The sequence below is a fragment of the Sinorhizobium sp. Y406 genome, assembly GCF_058732025.1.
Genome location: NZ_CM178975.1, coordinates 1,674,554 through 1,688,595, shown reverse-complemented (window position 1 = coordinate 1,688,595; position 14,042 = coordinate 1,674,554). Strand labels below are relative to the sequence as shown.

Annotated in this window: 13 protein-coding genes; 6 read left to right on the top strand and 7 right to left on the bottom strand. The window is 62.0% G+C overall.

Features of this window, described 5'->3' with window-relative positions:
• Nucleotides 1-68: 68 nt before the first annotated feature.
• From AC4P1R_RS24815 to AC4P1R_RS24800, 4 genes are all read right to left on the bottom strand, one after another.
• Nucleotides 69-431 (bottom strand): DUF1850 domain-containing protein, encoded by a 363-nt coding sequence (locus AC4P1R_RS24815; protein ID WP_492178163.1) that lies wholly within the window; start codon nt 429-431, stop codon nt 69-71.
• Complete coding sequence (locus AC4P1R_RS24810) at nt 428-2,545, bottom strand: TRAP transporter permease (protein ID WP_492178162.1); 2,118 nt, start codon at nt 2,543-2,545, stop codon at nt 428-430. Before AC4P1R_RS24810 ends, AC4P1R_RS24815 begins: the two co-directional genes overlap by 4 nt.
• Nucleotides 2,546-2,632: 87 nt before the next feature.
• The gene (locus AC4P1R_RS24805; protein WP_069457039.1) at nt 2,633-3,577 is read right to left on the bottom strand and encodes a TAXI family TRAP transporter solute-binding subunit; all 945 of its coding nucleotides are present in this window, start codon (nt 3,575-3,577) and stop codon (nt 2,633-2,635) included.
• A 451-nt stretch (nt 3,578-4,028) separates the two neighbouring features.
• Entirely contained in the window at nt 4,029-4,700 is a 672-nt protein-coding gene (locus AC4P1R_RS24800) for a DUF1236 domain-containing protein (RefSeq protein WP_492178161.1), read from the bottom strand.
• 145 nt (nt 4,701-4,845) lie between these two features.
• Here AC4P1R_RS24800 and AC4P1R_RS24795 point away from each other — a divergent pair, with 145 nt between their 5' ends.
• Nucleotides 4,846-5,673 carry an SIR2 family NAD-dependent protein deacylase gene (locus AC4P1R_RS24795; RefSeq protein ID WP_492178160.1) on the top strand — a complete coding sequence of 276 codons (828 nt, stop codon included), beginning with the start codon at nt 4,846-4,848 and terminating at the stop codon, nt 5,671-5,673.
• A 78-nt stretch (nt 5,674-5,751) separates the two neighbouring features.
• Here the strand turns inward: AC4P1R_RS24795 and AC4P1R_RS24790 are convergent, their stop codons facing one another.
• The gene (locus AC4P1R_RS24790) at nt 5,752-6,453 is read right to left on the bottom strand and encodes an SDR family oxidoreductase (protein ID WP_492178159.1); all 702 of its coding nucleotides are present in this window, start codon (nt 6,451-6,453) and stop codon (nt 5,752-5,754) included.
• Between the two features lie 350 nt (nt 6,454-6,803).
• Between AC4P1R_RS24790 and AC4P1R_RS24785 the strand changes: the two genes are divergently transcribed.
• The 4 genes from AC4P1R_RS24785 to AC4P1R_RS24770 all read left to right on the top strand — a co-directional run bounded on the left by AC4P1R_RS24785 (nt 6,804) and on the right by AC4P1R_RS24770 (nt 11,282).
• Complete coding sequence (locus AC4P1R_RS24785) at nt 6,804-9,170, top strand: putative bifunctional diguanylate cyclase/phosphodiesterase (protein WP_492178158.1); 2,367 nt, start codon at nt 6,804-6,806, stop codon at nt 9,168-9,170.
• Nucleotides 9,167-9,889: a substrate-binding periplasmic protein gene (locus AC4P1R_RS24780; protein WP_151613102.1), complete on the top strand. Its 723-nt coding sequence runs from the start codon at nt 9,167-9,169 to the stop codon at nt 9,887-9,889. Before AC4P1R_RS24785 ends, AC4P1R_RS24780 begins: the two co-directional genes overlap by 4 nt.
• Nucleotides 9,890-10,264: 375 nt before the next feature.
• Nucleotides 10,265-10,675, top strand: a complete 411-nt coding sequence (locus tag AC4P1R_RS24775) for a DUF2000 domain-containing protein (RefSeq protein ID WP_151613101.1) — start codon at nt 10,265-10,267, stop codon at nt 10,673-10,675.
• Between the two features lie 10 nt (nt 10,676-10,685).
• Nucleotides 10,686-11,282 (top strand): LysE family translocator, encoded by a 597-nt coding sequence (locus AC4P1R_RS24770; protein ID WP_492178157.1) that lies wholly within the window; start codon nt 10,686-10,688, stop codon nt 11,280-11,282.
• An 11-nt stretch (nt 11,283-11,293) separates the two neighbouring features.
• On the opposite strand, the gene AC4P1R_RS24765 is transcribed toward AC4P1R_RS24770, so the two are convergent.
• Entirely contained in the window at nt 11,294-12,100 is an 807-nt protein-coding gene (locus tag AC4P1R_RS24765) for an AraC family transcriptional regulator (RefSeq protein ID WP_492178156.1), read from the bottom strand.
• A gap of 123 nt (nt 12,101-12,223) precedes the next feature.
• Nucleotides 12,224-13,105: an NAD-dependent epimerase/dehydratase family protein gene (locus tag AC4P1R_RS24760; RefSeq protein ID WP_492178155.1), complete on the bottom strand. Its 882-nt coding sequence runs from the start codon at nt 13,103-13,105 to the stop codon at nt 12,224-12,226.
• A 332-nt stretch (nt 13,106-13,437) separates the two neighbouring features.
• On the opposite strand from AC4P1R_RS24760, the gene AC4P1R_RS24755 reads away from it, so the two are divergent.
• Entirely contained in the window at nt 13,438-14,028 is a 591-nt protein-coding gene (locus tag AC4P1R_RS24755) for a sugar transferase (RefSeq protein WP_246231976.1), read from the top strand.
• The last annotated feature ends 14 nt before the right edge of the window (nt 14,029-14,042 follow it).

The following is a 14,042-nucleotide window of genomic DNA, read 5'->3' as shown; positions in this document are numbered from 1 at the left end:
GGTTCCGGTCCGAAGCGTCGACTGTAGCGCCTCTTGGCGGCGGGGAGAACATGAGAGCTCAACCGTACTCAGCCGCACGGCCTCAGAGTGATCGGATCCCCGCTCCGCCCACCCAGTTCGCGGCACTCGTCCCGGTCACAAAGCCTCCACCCGGAGGTCGTCGCCCCGGATGCGGCGAGCACCAACTCGGGAAGCGGCGGCAGATCCGGGGTCCATACCCACCAGGCCCCGACCCGGCGGGCGCCATCGCCCGGATCCATGCCCGCACCCGAGCCCTGCACCCGAGCCTCCTTGAGAACGAGACCCTCAGGCGTGACCTCCCAGCGCTCTTGCCACTCGGTCCTTTCGACCGAGTGGGTCCAGCCAAGGGTGAAGAGCCCGGCGGCCACGGCAACCGCCTTGCCGCTGACGATGCAGACGAGCGCGCTCATGCGACCTTCGCCGACGGCTTCTCTCCCGTCGTTCGGGCCCGCCGCCAGACCATCCCCCCGAATACGGCCGCAAGCGCAAAGCCGATCTCATCAGTGAGCGGCAGTGCCGCCAGCAATGTGAAGGCGGCGGCGGCGGCAAGAAGCCGCTCGACCGCGCCGAGGCGGATAGCGACGAAGCCGATCACCGCTGCCCCCCAGAGGCCGATCGCAAGCCCCGTCTTCAAAATGGTGTAGACGACGGCAGCCGGATAACCGATGGCGATCGCCGTGGCACCGCCGTCCTGCAGCATGAGGGCCGGGGAATAGACGGCCATGAAGGGAATGACGAAGCCTGCCGCCGCCACCTTGATGGCCTGGATTGCAATCTTCAGCCCGCTTTCGCGCGCGATCGGCGCCGCCGCGAAGCAGGCAAGCGCGACCGGCGGCGTCAGGTCGGCCAGTATGCCGAAATAGAAGACGAACATGTGGCTGACGATCAGCGGCACACCGAGCTCGAGGAGCGCCGGTCCGGCGATCGAGGAGGTGATGATATAGTTCGGAATGGTCGGTATGCCCATGCCAAGCACGAGACAGGTTACCATGGTGAGGAGCAGCGACAGGAACAGGCTCTTGCCGCCGACGGAGACGATGAACTGCCCGAAGGTATTGGCTGCACCCGTGAGCGTCATCGTACCGATGATGACGCCGACCAGCGCGCAGGCTACAGCCACGGGCAAGGCGGTCTTGGCGCCTTCGGCAAGGGCGTCGCGGCACATCGCCAGCGTCTCCCGGCCACCCTTCGAGAGCGCGTTGAACGCGATCAGCAGCGCCATCGCGCCGACGACCACGCCAATGCCGAACCGAAAGAATGCGGCCGCCACCAGGCCGAGGCCGATCCAGAACAGGATCCGGATGACGTTCGAGGGGAGGCCGAGGGCAATGGAGCTGCCAAGGATCAACAACGCCGTAAAGGCAAGGCCGACCGTTCCGGCGAAAAGCGGCGTGTAACCCGAGAACAACAGCCAGACCAGCGCTGCCAGCGGGAGGAGAAGATACCATTGTTCGGCGATCGCTGCCCTGGCGGATGGCAGATCGGCCTTGGGCAGGCCAAGCAGGCCATATTTGCCCGCTTCCAGATGCACCATCCAGAAGGCCGAGGCGAAATAGAGGACAGCCGGGATGATCGCCGCCTTGACGATCTCGTGATACTCGACCCCGAGCGTCTCCGCCATGATGAAGGCCACCGCGCCCATGACTGGCGGCATGAGCTGGCCGCCCATCGATGCCGTCGCCTCGACGCCGCCGGCGAAGGCTGGCCGGTAACCGAACCTCTTCATCAGCGGAATGGTGAACTGACCGGTGGTCACCACATTCGCGACACCGGATCCGGAAATGGTGCCCATGAGGCCGGACGAGACGATCGCCACCTTGGCTGCGCCGCCGCGCCGGCTGCCGACGAAGCTCAGCGAGACGTCGGTGAATAGGCGGATCATGCCGGCCTTTTCGAGAAAGGCGCCGAACAGGATGAAGAGGAAAATATAGGTGGATGAAACGAAGGTCGGGATGCCGTAGATCCCTTCCGTACCATAGGCCATATGGTCGATCACCTGGGAGAAATCATAGCCGCGGTGATCGAGCGGTGGCGGAAGATATTCGCCGAACAGACTGTAAGCGAGGAACAGGCCGGAAATAATCGGAAGCGCTGGACCCATCAGCGCCCAGGCAGCGGCGAAGACCACGCCGAGAGCGACGACGCCGAAGGCGATGTCACGCGGGAGAGGATCGCCGGCGCGCACGAGCAGGTCGGCATATTCATAGCATTGATAGAAGGCGACCGCCGCGCCGAGGAGTGCGAGTCCCCAGGCGATTGCCTTCGCGAAGCCGCCACGGCCCGCCATCGCCGCCAGTAGGGGAAAGACAAGAACGGTAACAAAACCGACGTGAACCGCGCGCACGATCTGGCTCGGCATGTCGACGAGATGTGCGGCGGTCGCAATCTGGAAAATGGAAAAGGCGAGCGCGATTGCAAACAGAATCCGCCCGTCCCAGGTCTTCGGAAAGGCCTGCGTCAGGGCATCATGCTTGCTGAGCTCCGCGGCCGTTGCCTGTTCATGTGTCTTGATGTCGTCGTGCATGGATCCCTCCCGAAAATCCGAGCATGCGCGGCGGCGCCATTTCCGCAGCGGCTTTACGGCCACTGGATGACGCCGCCCGTTCTGCAATCAGAGCAGGCCCTTTTCCTTGTAGTAACGCTCTGCTCCAGGATGGAGAGGCACCGGCATGCCCTTCAGCGCATCCTCGATACGGATTTGCTCCGCCGCCTTATGAGCCGCCACGAGCGCCGGCAGGTTCTCGAAGAGCTGCTTTGTCATCTGGTAGGCGGTCTCGTCGGACACATCCGAGTGGGTGACGAGGAAGTTGACGACGGCGACCGTCGGCACGTCGCTGTCCTGACCCTGGTAGGTGCCGGCGGGAACGGTGGCAGCGATATAGGGCGCACCGAGTTTGCCGGCAATTTCTTCCGGGACTGCAACCATCTGCACGTCTAGTGAGGTTGCGAGGTCTTTGAAAGACGACACGCCGAGGCCTGCGGACTGCAGCGTCGCATCGAGCTGCCGGTTCTTCATCAGCTCGACGGATTCGGCGAAGGGCAGGTATTCCGTCTTGCCGAGATCGTCGTAGCTCATGCCGGCCGCGGCTAAGATCGCGCGCGCATTCAGCTCCGTTCCGGACTTGGGTGCGCCGACAGAGAGGCTCTTGCCCTTGAGATCCGCGACCGTCGTGATGCCGGAGTCCTTCGAGGCCATGATCTGGATGTAATTCGGGTAGATGGCGGCGATGCCGCGCAATTTGTCGAGCGGCGCCTTGAAGCCGGCTTCACTATCGCCATCCCAGGCGAGCTTTACGGAATCGCCCAATGCAAAGGCGATCTCTCCGCGACCCTGCTGCAGCAGGTTGAGGTTCTCGACAGAGGCCTTCGTCGCCTGCACCTGCGTGCGCGCACCTTCGATCTTGTCGCCATAGATCTTGGAAAGTGCGACGCCGAGCGGATAATAGACGCCGGAAGTGCCGCCCGTCAGCACGTTGATGAATTCGTCCGCCTTCGCGGAAGCTGCGGAAAGCGCGATGGATGTGCTTGCAATCGCCGCGATGGCGGCGCGTTTCAATTTCCGATTCACAGAGAATCCTCCCGTTCATATACGACCGCGCGGAACACTTCTCCCGAAGGCGCACCGCGCACCCCTAGAGTAGCAAGAGGCGGGCCAAGTCTAAATGCTTGAATTTGCAAGGGCGGAAAGAAAACGCGTCCGGGCATCTGGCGGATTCTTGCCAGCCTCGCGTCGATCGCCGGCAAGAATCCGCCAGATCGTTTCAGGAAGTCTCGGCGCTTGGACGGCCGCGTGTTTCTGAAGGTGCTTGCCGGAGAGACGCACCGGATCGAGTGGGCGTATCGGGATTTAGTTGCTGGCGCGCTCTGCTCCACTGGAAATCGAAGCCAAGCAGTTCTCAATCTGAAGGTCCCGAATACGCGCAAACTCTCCGGTGTTCGCGGTCATGCCACAGCGCCCTTCGCGCCTGAAAAGACGCTGTAGCAGAGGCGTCTCCACCGGGCATCGATCACGCGATGATCAGCACGATCTGGAGCGTCGAGGGATTGACGATAACGATCCGGCCGTCCGCCAGCACGAAGAACAGATAGCCTTCGTAGGCCGGCACGATCTGCACGATGCGCTGCGGCACCGGCTGCAGCTTGACCTTGATTGTCTCCGGAACGGCTGTGCCCACCGAGACATCGAAGTCGACATCGATCGGCTCGACGTTCTGTTCCTTGATGACCTGAGTGATTTCGGTCTTCTGCTCCACCGTCACGTCGACATCGGTCTTCTGCTCTGTCGTTTGCTCCGTTCCCTGGCTTTCCTCGGTCTGCTGAGAGTCGGCCCCGGGCTGCTGTTGCTCCTCGGCGCCGGCCTGACCCTCCTGCTGCTGCTGCGCTTCGCCCTCAGGCTGCTGCTGCGTCTCGGCTTCCACCTGCCCCTCTTGCTGAGTTTCGGCTCCAGCTTGGCCCTCCTGCTGCGCTGCGTCGGTCCCGGGCTGCTGCGCCTGTTGGCTCTCCTGGCCGGCTGCGCCGCCTTGTGCGTCCGGCTGCACGCCCTGCTGCGCGCCGGGCTGCGGGCATTCCGTTCCGGCGGGACACTCGGCCGATTGCCCCTGCTCCGTTTGCGCGAGAGCGGGCCCACAGGCGACACCGAGACTCAAGGCGATCGCACTTCTGACGAGAATATTTGTCATGGAAACTTTCTCCGGTTCGAATGTCCCTTCCCCATCCCAACCGGCGGACATGAGCTTTGTTCCCTCCTCGGCGGCGGTACCGTTCGGCGCCATCCCGCGGAACATCTTGCTGCGCGGCGGGTTGAGCGCTCCAGCAGGAGCGACCATGGAAAAGCACATCGAGGCCATCGCGACCGCCTTGAAGCGCCGGCATGCGGTACTTTTTGCCGGCGCGGGCATATCGATGAGTGTCGGACTGCCCTCCTGGAAAACCTTGATCGACCACATGTTGAAGGACCTGCACATCGACGCATCCCTGATGCAGGACCCGAACATCACCTATCAGGCGATCGCCGAGTGCTACCGCCTCGAAAACGGCAGCATCGAAGCCCTTTGCGAATGGATGCGCGAGAGGTGGCGTGTATTGCCGGAGCGCATAGGAGACTCCGAATTGCATCGGCTGATTGTGGATCTGGATTTTCCGGTGATCTACACGACCAACTACGACGCCAATCTCGAAACCGCCTACGAGGTCCACGGCAAGCCCTACACGAAAATCAGTCATGCGCGCGATATCGCTTCTGCGCCGTCGGGGGCGACGCAGATCGTCAAATATCACGGCGATTTCGATGACCCTGACACGCTCGTGCTGACCGAAACGGACTATTTCAACAGGCTTTCCTTCGACTCGCCTCTCGATGTTCGCTTCCGAAGCGATGCTCTCGGCGCCACGGTACTCTTCGTCGGCTACAGCATGTCGGATATCAATATACGCCTTCTGCTTCACCGCATCTGGAGCACCTGGCAAGGGTCCGGATACGAGAAGGACCGGCCGCATTCATATGTCTTCATGTTCCGGCCCAATCCCGTCCAGGAGGCCGTCCTTACCAATTGGGGCGTGAGCGTGATTAGGGGCGAGGGCCGGGATGCGCAGGATGCACTTGTCGCCTTCATGCGCGCTCTCTCTGACAAGAACGGCTGCAAGGGGGAGTGATCCCGCCATGCCTCATGCGTTTCTTGCACTACGGCGACTTTGGACAGCTGACGAGAGACGGAGTGCGATCGATTCTGATCAGACGGAACGCATCAGCCCCCCGTCGACGCGTATGTTTTGGCCAGTGATATAGCCCGCCCCTTCGGAAGCGAGGAAAGCCACCGTCGCGGCGATCTCCTCGCTTGTACCGTAGCGCTGCATCGGAACGCTCTGTCGGCGGAACTCGGTCGCCGGCAGGCTGTCGATCCAGCCTGGAAGGATGTTGTTGATGCGGATATTGTCCTTTGCATATGCGTCCGCATAAATTTTGGTGTAGGCGGCGAGACCGGCGCGAAAGACGGCGGAGGTCGGAAACATCTCCGAGGGCTCGAACGCCCAAGCGGTCGAGATGTTGATGATCGAGCCCGACCGCTGGGCCTGCATGATTGGAGTGACCAGCCGAACCGGGCGGACGACGTTCATCAGATAGGTATCCAGTCCCCTGTGCCAGTCTTCGTCACTGATCTCGACGATCGGCGCGCGCGGTCCATGGCCGGCGCTGTTGACGAGGACATCGATCCGACCCCAGTTTGAATGGGCAATATCAATGAGCCTCTTCAGGTCTTCGTTCGACTGGTTCGAGCCGGTGACGCCGAGACCGCCCAGTTCCCTGGCAAGCGTTTCTCCCTTGCCGGAGGACGACAGGATCGCCACTCGGTAGCCTTCGGCGGCGAGCCTGCGTGCCGCGGCCGCACCCATGCCGCTGCCACCTGCCGTCACGATCGCGACTTTGCTTGCCATCTCATCTCCTTTGGTCGATTCGGAATTCTGTGGGCGAGTTTGGCACGGCGCGCCGACCGAGTGTAGGCGAAAAACGCCAGACCGAGGCTTCACGCATTTCACAATCGCATAGGCGCGAGAATGCGAGCCTGCCGCCTCGCCATTGCAGGCTTGCTGCGCAATCCGGATAGCGCAGCGCAATCAGGCTAGCAGTGTCGGCGGGTCATTTACCCGCTACTAATGTTTTTTTGTGAAGGATCGCCTTCGGTTTCTGCCATGGGTCGTGTCCGGGTGGGTGCGCTGCTCAGCCGGCAGCGGCCACGGCGGCTGTGCGGAACCGCGACGACGGGACGGGGGTCCAGGGCGATTTGATGAACACGCATTCGGTAGAGAGCCGCTTCATACTGATCGTCGCCAGCACCCTGCTGCTGTTGATTGCGCCTCTCTTCGTGCTCTTCTTCTATCTTTCCAACGAACGTGCCTATCGGGACGTCGTCGACCACGGACGGGCCTTGCTCAAGGCCAACTCGCTCGCGCTTGGAAAGCCGCTCTGGGATTTCGACCAAGAAAGCGTCCGGCAGATCGCCAACACTATTCTCGCGGACCGCTCGGTCGGCGCGGTGCGCGTGCACGAGATTTCCGGAGGGCTTGAGGTCAGGCTGCCGGACAGCGTTGGTGGCACGGACCCGGAGGGATTGCTTCTCTCCACGCCCATCCTTTACCACTCGGTCGACGGCATAAAGACGGTCGGAAGCCTAGAAATTACCATCCGACGCCGCGAGTTGCTCGCCTATTTCGGGATCGACGACGCCGTCTATATCGGCATCTTCCTGTTTTCCATCCTGATCATCACTGCGGCAGCCATTGTCGGCAATCGCTTGATGGTGACACGGCCGTTGCTCCGGCTCACCCATGCGATAGAGGCGACCCGGCGGCTGGGTTCGCGCCATCTGGTCGACTGGGTGTCTGCCGACGAAATGGGCACCCTCGCGGCCAATTTCAACGAGATGCAGGCGCGGCTCGCCCAGGAGGAGAACGACCTGAAGCGCGCCCATGCCAGGACGACGCGGATCTACAATCTCACGCCCGCGAAACTCTATTCCGTCGATGACGACGATCGCCTGACGGCGGTGAGCGACTATTGGCTGCACGCAACCGGATATGACCGCTCGAGCGTTATCGGCCGGCCCTTCGCCGACTTTCTCGATGAAACGACGCGGGGCATCTACGAAAGCCGCGGGCGAGACGCGACGGTGGGTGTGGAGTCGGGCAATGTCACGGTCAAATTCCGCTGCGCCGATGGCCGCCTGATCGACGTCCTGATCAAGGAGGTGCAGGCGGTGGAAGCGGGCGAAACGCTCTCGCTCGCCGTCATGACGGATGTCACGGAACTGAAGACGGCGGAAGAGCGCAACCACGTTCAGGCGATCACGGATCATCTGACCGGGCTCCTGAACCGCCCGGGCTTCGAGACGGCGCTCGACCATGCCATCCGTCAAACCGCCGAGAATGGCGGTGAACTCGCCTGCCTCCTGATCGACCTCGACCGTTTCAAGCCGATCAACGACAATCTCGGCCATGCCGTCGGCGACGACGTGCTGCGGCAGATCGCCGGCCGAATTCGGGCGCAGGTGCGTTCGGAAGACAAGGTGGGGCGCCTTGGCGGCGACGAATTTGTCGTACTCATTCTCGCTGCCAACGCGAAGAAAGCTGCGCTTCAAACCTCGAAACGCATCGCCTCGGTCTGTGCGGAGCCCATTTTCGTCGACGGCAATCGGCTTTCGCTGAGCGCCAGCATCGGCATTTCCCTCTACCCGTCGCAGGCTAAAACCGGTGCCGAACTGCTGCAAAAATCCGACCTGGCCATGTATGCTCGCAAGCACAACGGCAAGAACGGAACGAAATTGTTCGATCCGGTCATGGCGAGCCTCGCGCAGGAGCGGCTCAAGATCGAGAGATATATCGAGACGGGGCTCAGCGAAGACTGGTTCGAGGCTTATCTCCAGCCGATCTTCGATCTCGATTCCGGACGGGTAGCGGGTTTCGAAGCGCTGATGCGCCTCAATCATCCAGACCACGGTCTTTTGCCGCCGGCAGACATTATACGCGTCGCCGAGGAGACCGGCTCGATCAAGAAGATCGGCGCGCGCGTGTTCGAAAAGGCGGTGGCCCACCTCGCCCGTCTTTCCGCACTGCCCGGTTTGGAAGACACCTATCTGGCCGTCAATGTCTCGCCGCTGCAGTTCTCCGCGGAACTGCCGGCGACGACATTTGCCGTATTAATGCAATGGGGTATCACCCCCTCGCGCATCGTGATCGAAATCACGGAAGCCGTGCTGATGCACCACAGTCCGGACGTGCGGGAGGTCCTGGAGGCAATGAGTGCCTCGGGTCTCAAAATCGCGCTCGACGATTTCGGCACGGGCTACTCATCGCTTAGCTACCTGCTCCATTTCCCCGTCGACACGATCAAGATCGACCAGTCTTTCACCCGTTCGCTGACCGACAAGGACGAAGCAATTCGCAAAAGGGTTCGCATGCTGGTGACGGGCATCAACACCGTAGCACACGAATTGCACTGCCGGATCATCGCCGAGGGGATCGAGACGGAAGAGCAACTGAAGGAACTTCGCTCCATGGGCGTGGGCTTCGGACAGGGATTCTATCTCGGGCGGCCCCAGCCCGTCGACACCATCAAAGCCGAACTGCAACGCGCTTTTCCCAGGAGTACAGTATGAAACGGATTCTCCCCCTGCTTGCGGCTCTCCTTCCATTCGCGGCGCAAGCCGCCGAACTGAAAATGGTGACAGAATCCTATCCGCCCTTCAACTTTCGGGAGGGTGACACTTACAAGGGCGCGTCCGTCGAGCAGGTTCGACTATTGATGGAGGACTCGGGCATCGACCACACCATGGAAATGATGCCGTGGGCACGGGCACTCTTTCTCGCCGAAAATCACGAGATGCATTGCGTCTTCACAACCGTTCATAATCAGGAGCGTGACCGGCGCTTCAAATGGGTCGAGCCTTTGCTGACGAGCCGTACCGTCCTCATCCGCAAGTCCGGCTCAACGGCCAATCCGAAAAGCCTGGAAGAGGCGAAGGCTTTCCGGGTTGGAACCCAGCGTGACGATTTCACCCAGACCATCCTCGAGCGGAACGGCTTTCCGCGTATCGATCTCGCCGCGGATCTCCAACTGACACTCAAGAAGCTGATGACGGGCCGGATCGACCTGATGCCGATCTCTGAGAAGTATTATGTCAGTCTCAGGCGCGACGGTCAGCCGATCGAGGCCACCTTGATTCTTGCCGAGGACATCTATTCGATTGCATGCAACCCCTCGGTCCCCGACGAGTTGATTGGCAGGATGCAAAAGAGCCTCGACGAGATCATCGCAGACGGCACGCAGCAGCGTCTTTTCGAAAAATACGGCTTGGCGAGCGATCAGCAAGAATAAGCGGCGCCGGTTGCCGTAGCTCCGCGGCGCGCTGCCAACGTCTACTGCATGCAACCTTTAGTCGACCTCGATTCAAGAGCAAAGACTTGCAGCAATTCAGAGTGCGACAGCGACCATTGCGCATCTAATGAGACGAGCGGCGCGGTAGGATGAGTCCACCGCCCGCCGATGATCTTCGGCCGGCCTGAGGCAGGCAATCCGGCCCCTGCACACCGCAATCCGGCGACCCTCGACGTGCACGTTAAGAAATCGCTCGAAAGTACCAAGGGTGGCCGACCAAGGAAGCTTGAAACCCTTAAGGGCAATTTCCTTCAATACCGCGCCGGCCTTCATCTTTATCCCTGCGGTCCCAAGAACAATGCTCGAGGACCATCCGTGACACGTTGCGCTTTCGTGATCGACCAGAGCCTGCCCCGCGGGCTGATCGCCAATACCGCCGCCATTTTGGCAATGACGCTCGGCCGCGACCGGCCCGATCTGGTGGGGCATGCGGTCCACGACGCCGATGGGGTTCGCCATGAGGGGATCACGAGAATCGTCATGCCGATCCTGATGTCCGATGCCGATGGCCTGGCAGCGCTGCGTGGCCGCGCCACTCCGCACGAAACCGCCGGTCTGGGCCTCGTCGATGTCACGGAGGCGGCGCAGCGGGCGAAGGACTATCAGGCCTATGAAATCCGCATCGGTCGTATGCGGCAGGACGATCTGCGCTATCTCGGCGTCTGCCTTCACGGGCCGGCTGCGCTGGTGCGCTCGCTGACGGGCGACCTGCCGCTGTTGCGATAGGTGCGCGCCCATGTCCCTTGCGCTCTTTCTATCGATGTCCTCTTTCGCCCTTGCCGCCTCGATTTCGCCCGGGCCGGTCAATATCGTTGCACTCACGAGCGGCCTGCGCCACGGTTTCCGCGCAAGCCTGCGACATGTCACCGGCGCGACGGTCGGCTTCACCGCGCTCCTGCTCCTCGCCGGTTTCGGCATCGCCGAATTGCTTCTGCGATGGCCGGGCGCAATCCGTCTCATCAGCGGCGCCGGCGTGGTTTTCCTTCTGTATCTGGCATGGAGCCTGTGGGCCTCCGACGGGAGGGTGTCGGCGGGCCTTGCGACACGGCCGCCGTCGGTCACAGCCGGCCTCACTCAACAATGGCTCAACCCGAAAGCCTGGATCGCGGCGATTGCCGGAATGGGCGCCTATGGAACGGGCGGCGGCACCCTGCGCATCTGGCTGTTCGCCGCGCTTTATTTCGCGATCTGCTATGCCTCGATCGCCGCTTGGGCCTATGCCGGCGCCCGCCTGCGCCAGCATCTCGACGATAAACGGCGCGTGCGGGCCTTCAATCGGACAATGGCAGCGCTGCTCGCGCTCAGCGCCGCCTATCTGGTTCTCGCAGGATGAATAGATGAGCGCTACGGCTGCATATATCGGCGCGGCGTCGTCGCCACGTGCCGTTTGAAAACACGCTGGAAATGCGCCTGATCGGCAAAGCCCGCCGACAGCGCCACGTCGACAATCGGTCGGCCGCGGCGCAATTCGCTCTGGCCGAACTGGATGCGGCGGTTGACCTGATAGGCGTGCGGCGTCATCCCATAGCGGACTTTGAAGGCGCGGACCAGGTAACTCGGCGAAAGTCCGGAGGTGTCGGCGATCTCCGTCAGCCGCAGCCGGCGGGTGCAATTGTCGCTGATGAAGGCGGCGGCACGCGCCAGATTTGGATTTGCCGCAATCACGCGGCCATCGATCCGCTCCAGGCGATCGTGCAGCCCAGCAAAGAAGGCAGTCGCCGCACAGTCCTTGGCGAGTGCCTCGGCATTTGCGTCGAAGAGCACGTCGAACAAGCCGTCGAGGCGGCGATAAACATCAGGGTCGTCGCTCGCCGCCGCAGCGTAGGGGCGAAACTCCGCACTCTCGCTTTGATCGCTGAGCCAGGCTGGATCCACATAGAGCATGCGATAGACCCAGGGAGATCCCTTGAGCGGATTGCAGGCATGCGCCTCTTCCGGATTCACGAGTACAACCGTGCCCGCCTTGATCTCGTGCCGCAGGCGTCCATTTCGGTAGCTGCTCCGTCCGGTGCTCACCACGCCGATCGAAAAGGTACGATGGCTGTGCAAGCCGTAGCAGGCATTGCGCCCATCGGCGACTTGGCGCGCCTCCAGAAAGGGAAGCGCCTGATCGCGCCAGAAGTGATGCGGATCGAAGGGCCGGCGGCTCATGCATGCTCTCGCGTTTCGCTAACGTCGTTCAGTTGACCCGCACAATGATCCCTGGCCAGCGGCATTGGCAAGGAATTCCAGGCGCTCGTATCCGGGGTTGGGCTGGCTGCTTTGGTCCCGTCGTCACGACCACGGGAGGAGCAGATCGGCCAAGGGATCTAGATGCACGGGCCGCCAACCGAGCGCAGAGCGGGCCTTTTCGCCGCTCATCGACTGGTCAAGCGCATAGCCCCGCGCCCATTCGCCGCGCAGCTTTGCCACCTCATCGGCGCTGATGATCCGGGTATTGCAGTCCGCACCGCCGAAGACTGTGGCAATCGCCGAGGCAAGCGGCCCCACCGGCAAACCGGTCAAGGCGGCGCCGTTGTAGGACTGACCTGCCTCTGCGCACTCGAGAACCAGGGCGTAGAGTACGGCGAGATCGTCGGCATGCACCAGGGGCCAACGCACATGGCCGCCGTCAACGACAGGTACAGGCCCACCCTTGCGGGCGTGATCGAGGAAGGAGAGGAATACGCCGCCGCTTCGATTGTAGACCATCGCCGGATGCACGACGGTCCCGCGAATCTCCGTGGCGGCGAGCACGCGTCGCAATTGTGGAACCATCCAGGCAAAGGCGGGCAAGGGATCAAAAGGGCTGGTCTCAACGGCCGGTTCGGAGCCCGTGGCACCATAAAGCCAGCAGCCGCCGGTGTATACGAAACGAGGCTTCCCCATCTTGGCTAGGACCGGAAGGAGCGCGTCGAGCAGCTGTGAATCGACGTCGCCCATGTCGGCGGCAAAATCGGTGGCCGCATGAATGACAGCCTCGATCTTCGGCAGATCTTTCAGCCAGACCCCCGGCATCCGGATATCCCCCGCAAGCGCCGATGCTCCGACTTCTTCCAGCGCCGCGGCCGATGAGGAAGAGCGTGCAAGGCCGACCACCTCATGACCCCTCTCGACGAGTTCACGTACGACCGCCAGGCCGATAGTGCCGGTCCCACCCATTACGAACACCTGCATTTACCATCTCCCTAGAGCGCCGCGTGTCATAGACGCACTTAGACGCGCAAAGGCCGCTGTAGCACTTTGAATTGCTGCATGTCTTTGTCCTTAACGGAGGTCGATAAGGGAGACATGCAGTAGGGAACAACTAAGCCGGCATGGCGTTTCTAACGATCGGCTGGCGCAGGCGACTCCGTGCAATTGCAAAAACCTTCACTCGTATGTTGCAATGCGGCAGTATTTTGTTAAGGTGCAAGCTTCGATTTATTGCCTCCTGAGGTTGTGCCATGAAGGACTTTGTCTGGTCAAGCAGCCGGAATTTTCAACGCGCAGTGAGAGCAAAGCGCCCTGTGGGCGGACTTGCGAAGCGTGGGTTCGACATCGGCGCCGCTTCCCTGGGACTTGCCCTCCTTGGGCCCCTGCTGGTTCTGCTTGCATGCCTCGTCGCGTTCTCCGACGGTGGGCCCGCGTTTCAAAGACATATCCGGATTGGGCGCGGCGGCTCACTTTTCACCTGCCTGACGTTCCGCACGACGGCCGAGGGGGAAGGCAGACTGACGAGCCTGCAGTCACCGCCTTCACGGCTTCCGGCTGAGCAGTCGGAGCACGATCCGCACCTCACGCCGATCGGTGCAGTGCTTACAAAGCTCGGCCTGGTCGAATTGCCGCAGTTCCTCAATGTGCTGCGGGGGGACATGAGCTTCGTCGGGCCACGCCCGGTTGCGCCGGGGGCGCCCGAGCTCCTCGGGAGCGCCGGGGAGCTTTACCTGGAGTCGCGCCCGGGAATGACGGGGCCATGGCGAGCGGGCGCGAGCGAGGAGAGCGCCCACACGCATCGGCCGGCCCTCGCCCGGCGTTACGTTGAGAACTGGTCGTTTTTCAACGATTTGCGCATCATCGCCAAGTCAGTCACGGCAGCCTGCTTGACACGGAGCAGTTGAAATCGCCGGATGTG